Consider the following 16454-nt stretch of genomic DNA (forward strand, 5'->3'; position numbering starts at 1 on the left):
AGGAGTGAGCTTAAGCTCACTCCTTTTCTTTAAATAATTGTAAATTTACGGATGTTACGGATTGGATTTTGTTGATTAGATCCATCGTTGAAATAGAGATGAACAGGCCCGTCTTCTTTTAATGGTTTTCCTTCTTTTGAAAAGCCTAGTATAGCATTTTTGACAGTTTCTAATGGAAGTGTCATTGTATGATCTACCGTTTCAATTTCAACTTGCGTAGCGTCCTCTAAAATTTCAGCGTTAGCAAGGAATGGATGAAATGGTATACCAAATGTTCCAGTAATCAGCTGTTCTTTTTTATATTTCTTCACACTTTGTTGTATTGGAGGAAAAGCGGCACCATCACGGATTTCGCGATCCCAATGTTCTGAAGTGTTTTTTAAATAAGTTTCTAGTTCAGACGTGTTTTCTCTAGTTTCATCAAAGTAAGTTGTCAAATCTACTTTTCGATCATCAAAGATCCAAACAGTTGGATCAATAGTGATTGGAAAACGTACTTTTCCGTTAATAAATAAAATTTCGCTCATTGTTGTTCCCCCATTTGTGTTATACTCCCACTTTTCAGTATAATAGTATTAGACACTGTTGTCACAAAAAATGTTTCTATTGCAATTTATTAAAACTATCGCTAATATTAATAGATAGGATAGAGGAGAGTAGGACGGAAACGGAGGGAATCAATTTGGCGTCTGAGACAGTAGCAAATCATCAGGAAAAGGCACTAGCCCTTCTACAAGCGGATGCAGAGAAGATTTTAAGACTTATTAAGGTGCAAATGGACCATCTTACAATGCCGCAATGTCCATTATATGAAGAAGTGTTAGACACACAAATGTTTGGACTATCCCGCGAGGTCGATTTTGCAGTTCGCCTTGGTCTTATTGCAGAAGAACAAGGGAAAGCAATGTTAGGTGAGCTCGAACGTGAGTTATCTGCACTTCATGAAGCATTTACAAACAAACAACAATAACGGGTTCAAATAAGGGGGCTCAAACTAAATTAGTTTGAGCTTTTTATTTGTATAATAAAGCAGGAAGAATCAATGTACATATGGAATACAACAATAATTAAATTGAAACAGAAAGAGGAAATGAAATGAAAAAAGTATGGAAATCAATGGATTATTCATTATTACTTCCTCTTGTTATCTTATGTGTGCTGGGAGTAATAATGGTATATAGTTCTAGTTCCATTGTTGCGATTTCGAGGCATAACTGGCCGGCAAATTACTTTTTTAAAAAACAATTAATAACTTTAGCTATTGGAACGGTATTGTTAGTAATTGTAGCTTCGTTACCTTATAAGTTTTGGAGGAAACGAATAATTTTATCCGCGATGGGGCTAGGGAGTATTGCTTTACTAGCAGCAGCCTTGATTTTTGGTAAGGAAATAAATGGTGCAAAAGGTTGGATATTAGGTATACAGCCTGCTGAATTTGTTAAACTATCGATTATTATTATATTAGCTCGCTTTTTTGCAAGGAGACAAGAAACAAATACACCTGTTTTTAAAGGGTCGGGACTTACACTTGGATTTGTTGGAATGGCAATGTTTTTAATTTTAAAGCAAAATGATTTAGGTACCGATTTGTTAATTGCAGGAACAGTAGGGATTATGTTTCTTTGTTCAGGAGTAAGGATTAATTTATGGATTAAACGAATTGTTTTAACTTCTATAGTATGGATTCCAGCTCTATATTTTTTGGCTAATTATAAATTAAGTGGATATCAAAAGGCACGTTTTTCAGTTTTTCTTGATCCATTCAATGATCCTCAGAATGATGGATTCCAATTAGTAAATTCTTTTATTGGAATTGCTTCAGGAGGGCTAAATGGTCGAGGATTAGGAAATAGTGTGCAAAAATATGGATATTTACCAGAACCGCAAACAGATTTTATTATGGCTATTATATCTGAAGAATTAGGTTTTATTGGTGTAGCTATTATTTTAATTTGCTTGCTACTTATTATTATTCGTTCATTCAGGATTGCTCAAAAATGTAACGATCCTTTTGGAAGTTTAATTGCAATCGGAATTGCAAGTTTAATAGGAGTACAAACTTTTGTTAATGTTGGTGGTATGTCTGGATTAATACCGCTTACGGGAGTGCCTTTACCGTTTATTAGTTATGGTGGAAGTTCCTTAATAGCTAATCTACTTGCGATGGGGATACTACTCAATATTGCTAGTCACGTGAAACGACAAGAGAAACAACAGAATGGATTAATGAAAGAAAAAGAACAAAATGGACCACATCTTGTAGTTGTAAAATAAAAACACATTGTGCTTTAGAGCATGATGTGTTTTTATTTTTAAGTAGTTTTAAATGTGATGTATTAATATATCTTTAGGTTAAACAATATATCACATTTAGTTTAATGTGATATACAATTAAGTTGTTAGAAAAGGAAGAGGTATGCTATACTATTTTTGTGAAACAAATTGCACAGAAAACTTATCATTTGTTAAAAAATAAGGTATGATGGATAAAAATAAAGTGAAGCTTTCTAAGTATAATATAATGTGGAAAGTGAAGAACTTCACGCTTTTTAAGGTGTGTATATATTTTATCTCTAGAGTGGTAGGAAAGTAGAGGGGGAAAATCATGACAAAGCTGCAACGTATTCAAAAAGTATTGGTAGCTAACCGTGGAGAGATTGCAATTCGTGTGTTTCGAGCTTGTTCGGAACTTGGATTAAAAACAGTTGCAATCTATTCTAAAGAGGATAGTGGTTCTTATCATCGCTATAAAGCCGATGAGTCCTATTTAGTTGGGGAAGGAAAAAAACCAATTGATGCTTATCTAGATATTGAAGGCATTATTGAGATTGCAAAAAGTAATCATGTAGATGCAATCCACCCTGGATATGGTTTCTTGTCAGAAAATATTCAATTCGCTAAACGTTGTGAAGAAGAAGGAATTATCTTTATCGGTCCGAAAAGTAAGCATTTAGATATGTTTGGAGATAAAGTGAAAGCAAGAACACAAGCGCAGCTAGCACAAATTCCAGTTATACCTGGTAGTGATGGTCCAGTAAATTCATTAGAAGAAGTCGAAAAATTTGCTGAAAAGTATGATTACCCGATTATTATTAAAGCATCCCTTGGGGGTGGCGGTCGTGGTATGCGTATTGTGCGTACTAGTGAGGAATTAGGAGAATCATATAATCGAGCGAAATCAGAAGCGAAAGCAGCCTTTGGTAATGATGAAGTTTACGTCGAAAAATTCGTTGAAAAACCTAAACATATAGAAGTACAAATTTTAGCAGATGAAGAAGGCAATGTTGTTCATTTATACGAGCGTGACTGTTCTGTACAACGTCGTCATCAAAAAGTTGTAGAAATTGCACCGAGTGTATCACTTTCAGATGATCTGCGTCAGCGTATTTGTGATGCTGCTGTGAAGTTAACGAAAAATGTAAATTATTTAAATGCAGGAACAGTAGAATTCCTTGTAAAAGATGATGAGTTTTACTTTATTGAAGTAAATCCACGTGTTCAAGTAGAACATACGATTACAGAAATGATTACGGGAGTAGATATTGTTCAATCACAAATTTTAATAGCTGATGGACATTCATTACATAGCAAAATGGTAGGTGTTCCGAAGCAAGAGGAAGTAGTTGTACATGGATTTGCAATTCAATCTCGTGTAACAACTGAAGATCCGCTAAATAATTTTATGCCGGATACAGGAAAAATTATGGCGTATCGATCAGGCGGTGGTTTTGGTGTACGTCTTGATACAGGAAATAGCTTCCAAGGTGCAGTTATTACACCGTACTACGATTCTTTACTTGTAAAAGTTACAACTTGGGCACTTACTTTTGAGCAAGCTGCTGCAAAAATGGAACGTAACTTAAAAGAATTCCGTATTCGTGGTATTAAAACAAATATTCCATTCCTAGAGAATGTAGTAAAACATAAAAACTTCTTATCAGGAGAATATGATACTTCATTTATCGATGCGTCACCTGAATTGTTCTTGTTCCCGAAACGTAAAGACCGTGGAACGAAAATGTTAAATTACATTGGTACAGTAACAGTAAATGGTTTCCCAGGAGTAGGTAAAAAAGAAAAACCAATATTCCCAGATGCTCGTATTCCATGTTTAAAACATTCAGAGCCAATCCAAAATGGAACGAAACAAATTTTGGACGAGCGTGGAGCAGACGGATTAGTAAAATGGGTACAGGATCAAAAACGTGTACTTTTAACGGATACAACATTCCGTGATGCACACCAGTCATTACTTGCAACTCGTATTCGTACAAAAGATTTACATCAAATTGCGGAGCCAACAGCGAGAATGTTACCGAACCTATTCTCAGCGGAAATGTGGGGCGGTGCAACGTTTGATGTTGCGTATCGTTTCTTAAAAGAAGATCCATGGGAACGATTACTAGATCTTCGTGAAAAAATGCCGAACGTTTTATTCCAAATGTTACTTCGTTCTTCAAACGCAGTTGGATACAAAAACTATCCAGATAATTTAATTCAAAAATTTGTGGAATGTTCTGCTCAAGCAGGCATTGATGTATTCCGTATTTTTGATAGCTTAAACTGGGTGGAAGGCATGAGAGTTGCAATTGACGCTGTACGAGACACTGGTAAAATTGCAGAAGCAACAATGTGCTACACAGGGGATATCCATGATCCACTGCGTAGTAAATATGATTTAAATTACTATAAAAATTTAGCAAAAGAGTTAGAAGCATCAGGAGCTCACATTTTAGGTATTAAAGATATGGCGGGCTTATTAAAACCAAATGCAGCATATGATTTAGTTTCTGCATTAAAAGAGACAGTGTCGATTCCGATTCACCTGCATACGCACGATACGAGTGGAAATGGTATATTAACGTATACGAAGGCAATTGAAGCGGGTGTTGATATCGTCGATGTAGCAGTGAGTTCTATGGCTGGTCAAACGTCACAACCAAGTGCGAACACGCTATACTATGCATTAGGTGGAAACGAAAGACAACCAGATGTTAATATAGATTCTTTAGAAAAACTATCTCATTATTGGGAAGATGTACGCAAATACTATGCACCGTTTGAAAGTGGTATGAATGCGCCTCATACAGAGGTATATATGCATGAAATGCCGGGTGGGCAGTATAGTAATCTTCAGCAACAAGCGAAGGCGGTTGGTTTAGGAGATCGCTTCGATGAAGTGAAAGTAATGTACCGCCGTGTGAATGACATGTTTGGAGATATTGTAAAAGTAACGCCATCATCAAAAGTTGTTGGTGATATGGCATTATTTATGGTTCAAAACCATCTGACAGAACAAGATGTTTTAGAGCGTGGACATGCTATGGACTTCCCAGGATCTGTTGTTGAAATGTTCTCTGGTGATTTAGGTCAACCGTACGGTGGTTTCCCGAAAGAATTACAAAAGATTATTTTAAAAGGGAAAGAGCCATTAACAGTAAGACCAGGTGAATTACTAGAGCCAGTAGATTTCGAAGCGTTAAAAGAAGAATTATTCCATAAACTTGGACGCGAAGTAACGATTTTTGATGTAGTTGCATATGCTTTATATCCAAAAGTATTTATGGATTATGAAAAAGTTGCTGAGCTTTATGGAAATGTATCTGTACTTGATACACCGACGTTCTTCTATGGTATGAGACTAGGTGAAGAAATTGATGTAGAAATTGAACAGGGTAAAACATTGATGGTTAAACTAGTATCAATTGGAGAACCTCAGCCGGATGGAAATCGTGTCCTTTACTTGGAATTTAACGGTCAACCACGTGAAATTATCGTGAAAGACGAGAGTGTAAAAGCAACAGTTGCACAACGTGTGAAAGGAAACCGTGAGAATCCAAATCATATTAGTGCAACGATGCCAGGAACGGTAATTAAAGTAGTTGTAAAAGAAGGCGATGAAGTGAAAAAAGGCGATTCTATGGCAATTACAGAAGCGATGAAAATGGAAACGACAGTTCAAGCGCCGTTCAATGGTAAAGTGAAGAAAGTATATGTTAACGATGGTGATGCGATTCAAACGGGTGATTTACTTATTGAATTAGATCACTAAAATAAAAAAAGAGCTGTGTAAAATACAGCTCTTTTTTTATTGCAAAAAATCCCTTGCCGAATTGGCAAGGGATTTTAGTTTTAAATTATTTTGTTTGTTTAGAAGTTAATTCGGCTTCTTTTGCATTCACTTTACTTCTTGTTCCTAACATAACTAAATAGCATAGTACGGAAAACAAGCAAGAAATGAATAGAGAATGTAACAATGCCATTGCTAAACTAGCGTTTGTAAATACAACTAAAACTCCTACTACAGCTTGAAGTGTAACAAGGATAAATGAAATGATCCATCCCCAATATACGACAGGTTGCTGTTTGTAATGGCGAATAGCGAGAATCATCGCGTATAGTATCCAAGCGAAAATTAACATCGCTGCAACTCTATGGCCCATTTGAACCCATTCATGTAGTTGAGTTGGCATAGGTCTGTTTTTGCTACATAAAGGAAAGTCTGGACAGGCTAAGCTAGCTCGTTCGTGACGTACTAAAGCACCTGTGTAGACGACGATATAACTGTAAATTGTTACACCATAAATATGAAATTTCATTTTTTTGTCCATAATAAGTGAACGTGCATCAAATTTTTGGTCAATTTCAAAGATAAGACACGTTAATAAAATGACAGAAGCAAATGAAATTAAGGAAATACCGAAGTGGATAGCAAGTACAGCTGGCATTTGGCCCCAAACAACTGCTGCTGCTCCCATTAATGCTTGTGCAACTAAAAATACGAAGGATAAAATTGCTAACGTTTTTGTTTCACGCACATGTTTATAATATTTCCAGGACAAAATACAAAGGAGAGTGACAAGAATTCCAGCTGATCCGGATGTTAATCGGTGGCTAAGTTCAATAATAGTTTCCATTGATAAATTAGATGGAACAAATTCACCGTTACAAAGTGGCCATGATTTACCACAACCTTGACCAGAACCTGTTTTTGTAACTAAAGCGCCTCCTAATAAAACTATTAATAAATCAAGGCTTGTAATGACTGCTAACCATTTAATAAAGCGTTGCAATCTCTTTCACCATCTTTCTGCTATGAAGTTATTGCGAAATATTTTCATTCCATTATGTATAGAATAAAACGCGCTAGTTCCTATGATATATAAAAAATAATAAAATAGCAAAGAAATGGAGGGGGAAGGAAAGGGGGAGAAAATAGGTGTAAAAACAGGGTTCATAAGGAAAATTTTAGGTGAAAAATAGGCTATTTTGAAAAGAAATGGGGAGAATACGTGTTAAATAAGACAAAATAGTTTATTATAGAAGGTAACATCATGTTATGATAAGGACAAGTCAGAATGAAGTTTTTTATATTCGACACAAAAAGTTCATGTTTTCTTCACAAAATGTTCGGGAAATATGATTTAATATATTGGAGTATGGGCGTAGATTAGTAGTAGAATGGGTTAACAATGTTTCTACTGTAATAATATTGCTATATAGAAGCGAATTATTTCATTTGAAATATGCGCAAAAAGAAAGATGAAAGTTTTAAGAGGGGGTTAGAGTGATGAACCATGCAACAAGTGAGCTGCATGATGAGTCCGCTGTTACAAGTGTACCGGAAACAACTCGGTTACAAGATTTAAAAGCACTCGTTAAAATGGGGATTGTAAACTCAAATACACTTACTGTATTTACAGGATTTTGGTTGGCATTACACTTTAATGGATTAAGTGTAATGGACAATCTGGATAAGTTATTCTTTACAATCGTTGGTTCTGGATTAGTTATGGCAGGGGTATGTTGTTTAAACAACTACATTGATCGAGACATCGATCCATTAATGGAAAGAACAAAGACCCGTCCAACGGTTACTGGAAAGTATAAACCAGGATTTGCACTTACATTTGGACTAGTCATATTACTTCTTGGTTTTGTATTTTTATTATTAACAACACCAATGGCAGTCTTAATGGGATTTATTGGTGCTTTCACATATGTTGTTCTATATAGTTTATGGACAAAGAGAAAGTATACACTAAATACTGTTGTAGGTAGTATATCTGGTGCAGTTCCTCCTTTAATTGGATGGGCAGCAATCGATCCATCTTTAGGCCATCCAATTGCTTGGATGTTATTTTTAATTATGTTTATTTGGCAAATCCCACATTTCCTTGCATTAGCAATGAAACGTGTTGATGAATATCGAAATGCAGGAATTCCAATGCTTCCTGTAGTTCATGGATTTGAAATTACGAAACGCCAAATTATGATTTGGACAGTATGTTTATTACCACTACCATTTTATATGAGTGGACTAGGGATAACATTTATGGTAATTGCAACACTGCTTAACATCGGATGGATCGTTTTAGGATTTTATGGCTTCCGTAAGAAAGATGACATCAAATGGTCCGTGCAAATGTTTGTTTATTCCCTAAATTATTTAACAATCTTATTTGTATCAATGATTGTAGTTACATTCTTCTAAGACAACGACATAATTGGATTTCTTTACGTTGAGATTTACTTTACTTAACTATAAAGTACAATCTAATTCACAAGGAAAGTGGGGGTTGTTTGTATGAAGAAACAGTGGCGACTGCTTTCGTTCGTTTCACTGCTGGCTTTACTGTTAGGGGGATGCGGTAAAGCCTTTCAATCTACTTTAATTCCGCAAGGAGAAGTAGCAAAAATGCAATATGATTTACTTCTACTGGCGAGTGCAATCATGGTAGGAGTAGTACTAGTAGTTACTATTATTTTCTTATATGTAATTGTGCGTTTCCGACAAAAGAAAGGTCAGGAAGATTATATTCCAGAGCAAGTTGAAGGGAATCACAAGCTAGAAATTATATGGACAGTTATTCCGATTATTCTTTTACTAATCTTAGCTGTTCCAACAGTTACATATACATTCAAACTTGCTGATGTAAGTGCGATGGAGAAAAAGAATATTGATAAAGATACTATCGTTGTTGATGTAACAGCGAATCTTTATTGGTGGGAATTTTCTTATAAATCAGAAAAGATAGTAACTTCGCAAGATTTAGTCATCCCCACAGGTAAGAAAGTGTATTTAAATTTGAAGGGTGCCGATATTAAACACTCATTTTGGGTTCCATCTTTAGCAGGGAAAATGGATACAAATACAGACAATGTGAACAAAATGTGGTTAAAGGCAGATAAATCGGGCACTTATAATGGTTTTTGTACAGAATTTTGCGGCCCATCACATTCTTTAATGCAATTTAAAGTGAAAGCTTTAGATGAAAGCGAGTACAAAAAATGGCTTGCTGATATGAAGAAGATTGATGGGAAGAAAGAAGTAGCTTCAACAAAGGCGCAAGAGGGCCAAGAAATATTTAATAAAAGCTGTATTGGTTGTCATGCAGTTGGATCTAATGATAGTAGACCACCTTCCGCTCGTATCGCACCAAACTTAGCAAACTTTGCGGATCGCGATATGGTTGCCGGTATTGCCGAAAACAATGAAGAAAACTTAAAAAAATGGCTGAAAGATCCTGAAAATATGAAGCCAGGAAACAAAATGACTGGCAAATATGGCAACTTAACGGATGATCAAATTGATGCATTAAATGCATACTTACAAACGTTAAAAGTTGAAAAGTAAAGAGGGATTATTCGCGAAGGGGAGGTTGAAAACGTGAGTTCTGTAGCAAAAAAACAGGGGATGGGTGCTGTCATATGGGATTATTTAACGACAGTAGACCATAAAAAGATTGCCATTCTCTATTTAATTGCAGGTGGATTGTTTTTTGTAATAGGCGGAATAGAAGCTCTATTTATTCGCCTTCAATTAGCGATTCCTAACAACGCTTTTCTTGTTGGGGATGCTTATAATCAAGTATTAACGATGCACGGTACAACAATGATTTTCCTCGCAGCTATGCCACTCGTGTTTGCATTTATGAACGCCGCTGTACCACTTCAAATTGGTGCACGTGATGTAGCGTTCCCGTTTTTGAATTCACTCGGATTTTGGTTATTTTTCTTTGGTGGAGTATTTTTAAATTTAAGTTGGTTTTTAGGTGGAGCACCTGATGCAGGATGGACATCTTATGCATCTTTAGCTTTAGCCTCTAAAGGTCATGGTGTTGATTTCTATGTACTCGGCTTGCAAATCTCAGGTATTGGTACATTAATTGGAGGTATTAACTTCCTTGTAACCATTATTAATATGCGGGCGCCAGGAATGACGTACATGCGTATGCCGATGTTTACATGGACGACATTTGTAACATCTTCGCTTATATTATTCGCTTTTCCGCCGTTAACTGTAGGATTAGGACTTTTAATGTTAGATCGTTTATTTGGAACAAGTTTCTTTAATCCGGCATTGGGCGGGAATACAATTATATGGGAGCATTTATTCTGGATTTTCGGTCATCCAGAAGTATACATTCTTATACTCCCAGCTTTCGGAATATTCTCAGAAATCTTCGCGACATTTTCGAAAAAACGATTGTTTGGTTATTCATCGATGGTGTTTGCGACTGTATTAATTGGATTTTTAGGATTTATGGTATGGGCGCACCATATGTTTACTGTTGGACTTGGTCCAGTTGCTAATGCTATTTTCTCGGTCGCAACAATGGCGATTGCGGTTCCAACTGGTATCAAAATATTCAACTGGCTCTTTACAATGTGGGGCGGAAGTATTCGTTTTACGACACCAATGATGTGGGCAGTAGCTTTCATTCCATCATTCGTAATGGGTGGAGTTACAGGGGTTATGCTAGCATCTGCACCAGCTGATTATCAATTTCATGATAACTATTTCGTAGTAGCGCATTTTCATTATGTAATCGTTGGCGGTGTTGTATTTGGTTTACTTGCAGGAGCTCATTATTATTGGCCACTGATGTTTAATAAAGTATTAAATGAAACATTAGGAAAGATAACGTTCTGGCTATTCTTTATCGGCTTCCATTTAACGTTCTTTATTCAGCATTTCCTTGGCTTGATTGGTATGCCACGCCGTTACTACACATATCTTGAAGGGCAAGGGTTGGAAATGGGGAATATGATTAGTTCCATCGGAGCGGTGTTTATGGCTCTTGGAACGATTGTTCTTCTATTCAATGTAATTAAAACGACAGTATCAAAAGAAAAAGCTGGTCGTGATCCGTGGGATGCACGTACATTAGAATGGACAATGCCAGCACCGACACCAGAATATAACTTTAAACAATTACCATTTGTTCGCGGATTAGATCCGTTTTGGATTGAAAAACGTGAAGGTAATAAAGAGATGACAGCAGCGGAACCAGTTGGTGATATTCATATGCCAAATCCTTCGTTTTCACCATTTGTCATTTCTTTCGGATTGTTTATAGCGGCATTTGGTGCGATGTATATGCAGGGCGGAAAAGATAAGTTCTGGTTATTAGTAGCAATTATTGGTTTAATCATTACATTTGGCGCAATGTTCCTACGTTCAGTAATTGATGATCATGGGTATCATATTCATAAAGAAGATTTAGAGGATAAGGGGGGCAAGGCATAATGCATGTAGATGAAAAATTAACGAATGAAACATTTCCAGCAGAGCCTGAAAAAGCAACCCTTGAAGGGAAAAATAAGTTTGTCGGTTTTTGGTTATTTCTTGGAGGCGAAACAGTGTTGTTCGCTTCCTTATTCGGAACATATTTAGCGTTAAAGAATTCTACAAATGGTGGACCAACATCTCAAGAGATGTTCCAAATGCCACTCGTTTTCATTATGACGATGCTTTTATTAACGAGTAGCTTAACGAGTGTATATGCGATGTATCACATGAAAAACTTTAACTTTAAGAAAATGCAGCTTTGGTTACTAGTAACAGTATTGCTAGGTTTAGGGTTTTTAGGGTTTGAGATATATGAGTTTTATCATTATACACATGAATTTAAGCATACTATGAGAAGTAGTGCGTTTGGCTCTGCGTTTTATGCTCTTGTTGGTACACATGGACTCCACGTATTGTTTGGGTTATGTTGGATTCTAACATTAATCTTTAGAAATGCGAAGAGAGGTCTAAATTTATACAATGCACCGAAGTTTTATGTTGCATCGATTTATTGGCACTTTATTGACGTAGTTTGGGTGTTTATTTTCACTGTAGTATATTTAATGGGAATGGTGGGATAAACAATGGCGATAAAGCAAACGAATAATCCTAAAGTTGATCTTGTTTATCGGAAGAGAAAAAGTGCGGAGGAAATGAGGCATCAAGTTATTACGTTTGCATTAATGATTTTTTTAACATTAGTTGCATTTGTAGCGGTGGCGTATCCAAAAACTTTTAGTCCGATTTTCTCTGTACCGTTTATTTTACTATTAGCAGTGGTACAAGTAATTTTTCAATTGTATTATTTTATGCATATGAGTCATAAAGGACATGAAGCAGCAAGTTTCTTTCTTTACTCTGGTCTGCTAATAGGGTTAATTACAATTTTAGCTTTTATGACAATCGTGTGGATTTGAAAAGTGAAAAATAAGGGAGCTTGTGTTGTCACAGCTCCCTCTTCATATTATGAGATAACCTTACGAAGGTAGGTGTGAAAATGAGTAACTTGTGGATATTTGGTTTTCAGGCTTTATGGAGTCCAATCTTTTTATTATTTATGCTTTCGATTCTTATTGGGTACTTCTTAATTATTGGACCATATAGAATGCGATTTGAAAATGCGACGAAGGTAAGTAAGAAGCAAATTTTTTATTTTACGACTGGTATTGTTCTTTTGTATTTTGTAAAGGGAGGGCCTATTGATTTAATTGGCCATATTATATTTAGTGCTCATATGTTTGAAATGGCAGTCATGTATATTGCAGTTCCACCGTTACTGTTGCTTGGTATACCAATTTGGTTATATCGTTACATTACTTCTTTTAAGTTTGTTCAAATTATATTAAAGGCATTTGCTAAACCGCTTATTGCGTTATTTGTATTTAACGGCCTGTTTTCTTTTTATCATTTACCAGTTGTTTTTGATACGGTAAAACAAAGTCAAATAGCTCATCCTATTTGTCTCGCTATATTGTTTTTTACAGCAATCATGATGTGGTGGCCGATGTTAAATCCATTACCAGAATATCAAACATTAAGTGATATAAAGAAACTTGGTTATATGTTTGCTAATGGCATATTATTAACGCCTGCTTGTGCGTTAATCATTTTTGCGACAGCCCCGTTATTTGCAACGTATACGGATCCGGCTGCTTGGATGAAAGCGATGGAATTATGTGTACCAGCGGGCACTTTATCAGATTTAAATATAACGGGACCAGAATTTTTGCACTGGATGCCAGTCGTACAAGACCAGCAAACTGGTGGTATCATAATGAAAATTGTCCAGGAAATAGTGTACGGTACAATTATAGGCTATGTATTCTTTAGATGGGCACGTAGAGAACGTGAAAAGGATAAGGAGCAGTTGCAACAATTGCCGCCGTATTTACAGACTAAGTAAAAAAAGTGTATGGGATTCCATGCGCTTTTTTTACTTAGTTTTAGCCACCTTAAAAAGATTGAATTTTCTAATTTTTTATGTTAAGTTAGTGTAGGCGTGTACTAAAAGTGGAGATAAAATTTACTACTAGCTTTCATGCGTAATAATTCCATATGTAGTGCAAGTTTTTTAGAGAGTTACAAATATATATTGTTATCTTTAATAAACACGAACTATTTTAAGGGGGAGTTTAAATGGGTAGTAGTGGAAGTATGGTAAAGCCGATTAGTGGTTTTTTGACAGCACTAATTCAATATCCAGTACCAGTAGTAGAATCGCGTGCAGACATTGATAAACAAATTCAACAAATCATAAAAACAATTCATTCGACCAAATCAGGTTACCCTGGTTTAGAATTGATAGTATTTCCTGAATATAGTACACAAGGGCTCAATACAAAAAAATGGACTACAGAAGAATTTTTATGCACAGTGCCTGGGCCAGAAACAGACTTATTTGCTGAGGCATGTAAAGAATCTAAAGTATATGGTGTTTTTTCAATAATGGAGAAAAATCCTGATGGTGGAGAGCCATATAATACAGCAGTTATTATTGATCCACAAGGTGAAATGATTTTGAAGTATCGTAAGCTAAATCCTTGGGTGCCAGTCGAGCCTTGGAAAGCTGGAGATTTAGGCTTACCTGTTTGTGATGGACCTGGAGGAAGTAAATTAGCTGTTTGTATTTGTCATGATGGCATGTTCCCTGAAGTAGCTCGTGAAGCGGCCTATAAAGGTGCAAATGTCTTAATTCGTATTTCTGGATATAGTACACAAGTTAGTGAACAATGGATGCTAACCAATCGTTCAAATGCATGGCAGAATTTAATGTATACATTGTCGGTAAACTTAGCGGGTTATGATGGCGTATTTTATTACTTTGGTGAAGGACAAGTATGTAATTTTGATGGGACTACTTTAGTACAGGGACATCGAAATCCTTGGGAGATTGTTACTGCTGAAGTATATCCAGAACTAGCAGATCAGGCTAGATTAGGATGGGGATTGGAAAATAATATATATAATCTAGGTTCAAGAGGATATGTAGCAACTCCTGGTGGGGTGAAAGAAAATCCATATACGTTTGTAAAAGATTTAGCTGAAGGTAAATATAAGGTTCCTTGGGAAGATGAGATTAAAGTAAAAGATGGATCTATTTATGGATATCCAGTAAAAAAAACGATTCATTCTTAGGGAAGGGAAATAAAACAAGCGCATCATATTGATGCGCTTGTTTTTGTTAATCAATAATTTGAAATTCTTTTAACTCTTTTTCGACATTTTGTAGGAGTTGTTCGCTTTTTTGAAGTACATTCGTTGGGAAAGTCTCATCATCACCATATTCAACGCCGTGAGGATAATAATGTTTTCCTAATAAGGGGGGAAGTAGTTTTACTTCAGCGTGTCTACTGCCAATGTCACCTTCAACAGCAACTCCTTGCACTCGTAAATAATAAACATCCTTTAATATTTCAAATTTATAATCGTATGTAACTCGCTCATAATCCCACTGTCCGGCAAGTACGAAGTGGTTGTTTTCCATGATTTCAGTTAAAAGAGTTAATTCAACGACGGCTCCATTAAATTGCGTATTTGTAAATTGCATATAATACCTCCTTTTTTAATGTTACACCATTATTTTTATAATAGTATGAATAATAAGAAAGTGCAATTCATATTGAGAGAAAAGGGATAATCCAGACTTTTTTCACAAAAATATGATATAGTGAAAAGAGTACGGTACACACAAAAAGAAAGAAAAGGATTTGTGTATATCTCAATTTTATGTTTTGTTCAGGAGGTATATCGTTTGAAGAAATTATTGCGTATCGTAATGATTACATTTTTAATTTTAGCTGTTGATTTATACGGGAAATTACTCGTTTCACAATATATATTAACCCCATCTCAATCAAAGCAAGAAAATAAAATTGTGAAAAAGAAAAAGCAAATTAAGGAAGACTCCTCAGACACTGTTTTAAATATGATTGGTGAAGACTCTGAAAACTTATTAGCGAAGTGGGGAGAACCCTCTCGAATAGAGCCATCTGCATACGGATATGAATGGTGGGTATACAACCAGGATTTAACTCAGTATGTTCAATTTGGAGTTTCTGAACGTAAAGTTGTAACGGCATACGCAGCTGGTGAACAAGTTAAGGTTCCACCTTATTATATAAATGAAAAATATGAAGAAGTATATAAAAAAAGTCCGCTTTCGCATGAAATTTCATTAAAAAGAGGGAAAAATAGTTATCAATTTGAGCTATCTGATACCGAAGTCATGGAACAACCGTTAATACCTGTAGAAGATGGATGGGCGCAATTGTATTTTGATCAATTTACACATGAGCTTATTGGTGTTCGTTATATGGATGATGAAACTTTATTACGCCAAAGACCGTATCAGCTCGTTTATTCAGGTGAATTAATAGCAGAACAACCATTGACTCCAGAAAAAATAAAACAAGTAGAAAATGGGAATATGCAACAAATTTTTGATTTAACAAATATCATTCGAAGTCGTCATAAATTACCATTATTAACATGGGATCAGGAAACAGCAGATGTTGCTGTTGGTCACAGTAAAGATATGAAAGACAATAATTATTTTTCTCATGACTCACCTACATTAGGTACACTAGGAGATCGTTTGCAGCGCGGGAAAGTAGGATTTCAACTTGCTGGTGAGAACATAGCGGCGCAACATAGTGATGGAATTGCGGCAGTGCAAGGTTGGTTAAATAGTGAGGGGCATAGAAAGAATTTATTAAATGAACAATTTACAGGATTAGGTGTTGGTGTATACGATAAATTTTATACACAAAACTTTATTCGAAAATAAAGTGAAATTGTAAGCGGTGGGGTGTTAACATCACCAAATTAGTTACTTCGTATTCACTGAATTGTAGGTGGGAATCTGACCGTATGCAAATAG

The 16454-nt window shown here is 35.7% G+C and carries 14 protein-coding genes; 11 read left to right on the plus strand and 3 right to left on the minus strand.

The annotated features are described in order from the left end of the window. Nucleotides 1–29 precede the first annotated feature (29 nt). Nucleotides 30–527 (minus strand): molybdopterin-binding protein, encoded by a 498-nt coding sequence (locus MR112_RS08010; RefSeq protein WP_001289809.1) that lies wholly within the window; start codon nucleotides 525–527, stop codon nucleotides 30–32. A 155-nt stretch (nucleotides 528–682) separates the two neighbouring features. Here MR112_RS08010 and MR112_RS08015 point away from each other — a divergent pair, with 155 nt between their 5' ends. From MR112_RS08015 to pyc, 3 genes are all read left to right on the plus strand, one after another. After that, complete coding sequence (locus tag MR112_RS08015; protein WP_000135694.1) at nucleotides 683–970, plus strand: Fpa/YlaN family protein; 288 nt, start codon at nucleotides 683–685, stop codon at nucleotides 968–970. Between the two features lie 125 nt (nucleotides 971–1095). Next, nucleotides 1096–2274: an FtsW/RodA/SpoVE family cell cycle protein gene (locus MR112_RS08020; RefSeq protein ID WP_000758411.1), complete on the plus strand. Its 1179-nt coding sequence runs from the start codon at nucleotides 1096–1098 to the stop codon at nucleotides 2272–2274. A 331-nt stretch (nucleotides 2275–2605) separates the two neighbouring features. Beyond that, the gene (gene pyc / locus MR112_RS08025) at nucleotides 2606–6052 is read left to right on the plus strand and encodes a pyruvate carboxylase (RefSeq protein ID WP_000164087.1); all 3447 of its coding nucleotides are present in this window, start codon (nucleotides 2606–2608) and stop codon (nucleotides 6050–6052) included. Nucleotides 6053–6137: 85 nt separating this feature from the next. Here pyc and ctaA read toward each other — a convergent pair whose 3' ends face one another. Further along, nucleotides 6138–7073, minus strand: a complete 936-nt coding sequence (gene ctaA / locus MR112_RS08030) for a heme A synthase (RefSeq protein ID WP_242244879.1) — start codon at nucleotides 7071–7073, stop codon at nucleotides 6138–6140. 497 nt (nucleotides 7074–7570) lie between these two features. On the opposite strand from ctaA, the gene ctaB reads away from it, so the two are divergent. The 7 genes from ctaB (at nucleotide 7571) to MR112_RS08065 (ending at nucleotide 14710) form a co-directional block, all read left to right on the plus strand. Beyond that, nucleotides 7571–8494: a protoheme IX farnesyltransferase gene (ctaB, locus tag MR112_RS08035; protein ID WP_001015058.1), complete on the plus strand. Its 924-nt coding sequence runs from the start codon at nucleotides 7571–7573 to the stop codon at nucleotides 8492–8494. Between the two features lie 93 nt (nucleotides 8495–8587). Then, a complete protein-coding gene (coxB, locus tag MR112_RS08040) occupies nucleotides 8588–9637 on the plus strand; it encodes a cytochrome c oxidase subunit II (RefSeq protein WP_000745268.1) in 1050 nt (349 codons plus the stop codon). Between the two features lie 60 nt (nucleotides 9638–9697). Further along, nucleotides 9698–11533, plus strand: coding sequence for a cytochrome c oxidase subunit I (ctaD, locus tag MR112_RS08045; protein ID WP_153579316.1), 1836 nt, complete (start codon nucleotides 9698–9700; stop codon nucleotides 11531–11533). Continuing rightward, the gene (gene ctaE, locus MR112_RS08050; RefSeq protein WP_000557861.1) at nucleotides 11533–12156 is read left to right on the plus strand and encodes a cytochrome c oxidase subunit III; all 624 of its coding nucleotides are present in this window, start codon (nucleotides 11533–11535) and stop codon (nucleotides 12154–12156) included. The genes ctaD and ctaE overlap by 1 nt, the downstream gene beginning before the upstream one ends. A gap of 3 nt (nucleotides 12157–12159) precedes the next feature. Then, nucleotides 12160–12492: a cytochrome c oxidase subunit IVB gene (gene ctaF, locus MR112_RS08055; protein WP_000985706.1), complete on the plus strand. Its 333-nt coding sequence runs from the start codon at nucleotides 12160–12162 to the stop codon at nucleotides 12490–12492. An 80-nt stretch (nucleotides 12493–12572) separates the two neighbouring features. Further along, entirely contained in the window at nucleotides 12573–13478 is a 906-nt protein-coding gene (gene ctaG / locus MR112_RS08060; protein ID WP_000069023.1) for a cytochrome c oxidase assembly factor CtaG, read from the plus strand. A 233-nt stretch (nucleotides 13479–13711) separates the two neighbouring features. Further along, the gene (locus tag MR112_RS08065) at nucleotides 13712–14710 is read left to right on the plus strand and encodes a formamidase (protein ID WP_000535802.1); all 999 of its coding nucleotides are present in this window, start codon (nucleotides 13712–13714) and stop codon (nucleotides 14708–14710) included. 46 nt (nucleotides 14711–14756) lie between these two features. Here MR112_RS08065 and MR112_RS08070 read toward each other — a convergent pair whose 3' ends face one another. After that, nucleotides 14757–15122: a YugN family protein gene (locus MR112_RS08070; RefSeq protein WP_001160952.1), complete on the minus strand. Its 366-nt coding sequence runs from the start codon at nucleotides 15120–15122 to the stop codon at nucleotides 14757–14759. Between the two features lie 204 nt (nucleotides 15123–15326). On the opposite strand from MR112_RS08070, the gene MR112_RS08075 reads away from it, so the two are divergent. Then, on the plus strand, nucleotides 15327–16361 hold the full coding sequence (locus MR112_RS08075; RefSeq protein ID WP_000735375.1) for a CAP domain-containing protein: 1035 nt from the start codon (nucleotides 15327–15329) through the stop codon (nucleotides 16359–16361). Nucleotides 16362–16454 lie beyond the last annotated feature (93 nt).

Origin of the sequence: Bacillus cereus group sp. BfR-BA-01330 (genome assembly GCF_022663885.1) — a bacterium.
In the GTDB taxonomy this organism is placed as follows: domain Bacteria; phylum Bacillota; class Bacilli; order Bacillales; family Bacillaceae_G; genus Bacillus_A; species Bacillus_A cereus.

What these genes read in the sequence shown, in the direction of transcription:
- MR112_RS08010 (WP_001289809.1), bottom strand. Translation starts at nt 527, where the DNA reads ATGAGCGAAATTTTATTTATTAACGGAAAAGTACGTTTTCCAATCACT.
- MR112_RS08020 (WP_000758411.1), top strand. Translation starts at nt 1,096, where the DNA reads ATGAAAAAAGTATGGAAATCAATGGATTATTCATTATTACTTCCTCTT.
- pyc (WP_000164087.1), top strand. Translation starts at nt 2,606, where the DNA reads ATGACAAAGCTGCAACGTATTCAAAAAGTATTGGTAGCTAACCGTGGA.
- ctaB (WP_001015058.1), top strand. Translation starts at nt 7,571, where the DNA reads ATGAACCATGCAACAAGTGAGCTGCATGATGAGTCCGCTGTTACAAGT.
- coxB (WP_000745268.1), top strand. Translation starts at nt 8,588, where the DNA reads ATGAAGAAACAGTGGCGACTGCTTTCGTTCGTTTCACTGCTGGCTTTA.
- ctaD (WP_153579316.1), top strand. Translation starts at nt 9,698, where the DNA reads ATGGGTGCTGTCATATGGGATTATTTAACGACAGTAGACCATAAAAAG.
- ctaE (WP_000557861.1), top strand. Translation starts at nt 11,533, where the DNA reads ATGCATGTAGATGAAAAATTAACGAATGAAACATTTCCAGCAGAGCCT.
- ctaF (WP_000985706.1), top strand. Translation starts at nt 12,160, where the DNA reads ATGGCGATAAAGCAAACGAATAATCCTAAAGTTGATCTTGTTTATCGG.
- ctaG (WP_000069023.1), top strand. Translation starts at nt 12,573, where the DNA reads ATGAGTAACTTGTGGATATTTGGTTTTCAGGCTTTATGGAGTCCAATC.
- MR112_RS08065 (WP_000535802.1), top strand. Translation starts at nt 13,712, where the DNA reads ATGGGTAGTAGTGGAAGTATGGTAAAGCCGATTAGTGGTTTTTTGACA.
- MR112_RS08070 (WP_001160952.1), bottom strand. Translation starts at nt 15,122, where the DNA reads ATGCAATTTACAAATACGCAATTTAATGGAGCCGTCGTTGAATTAACT.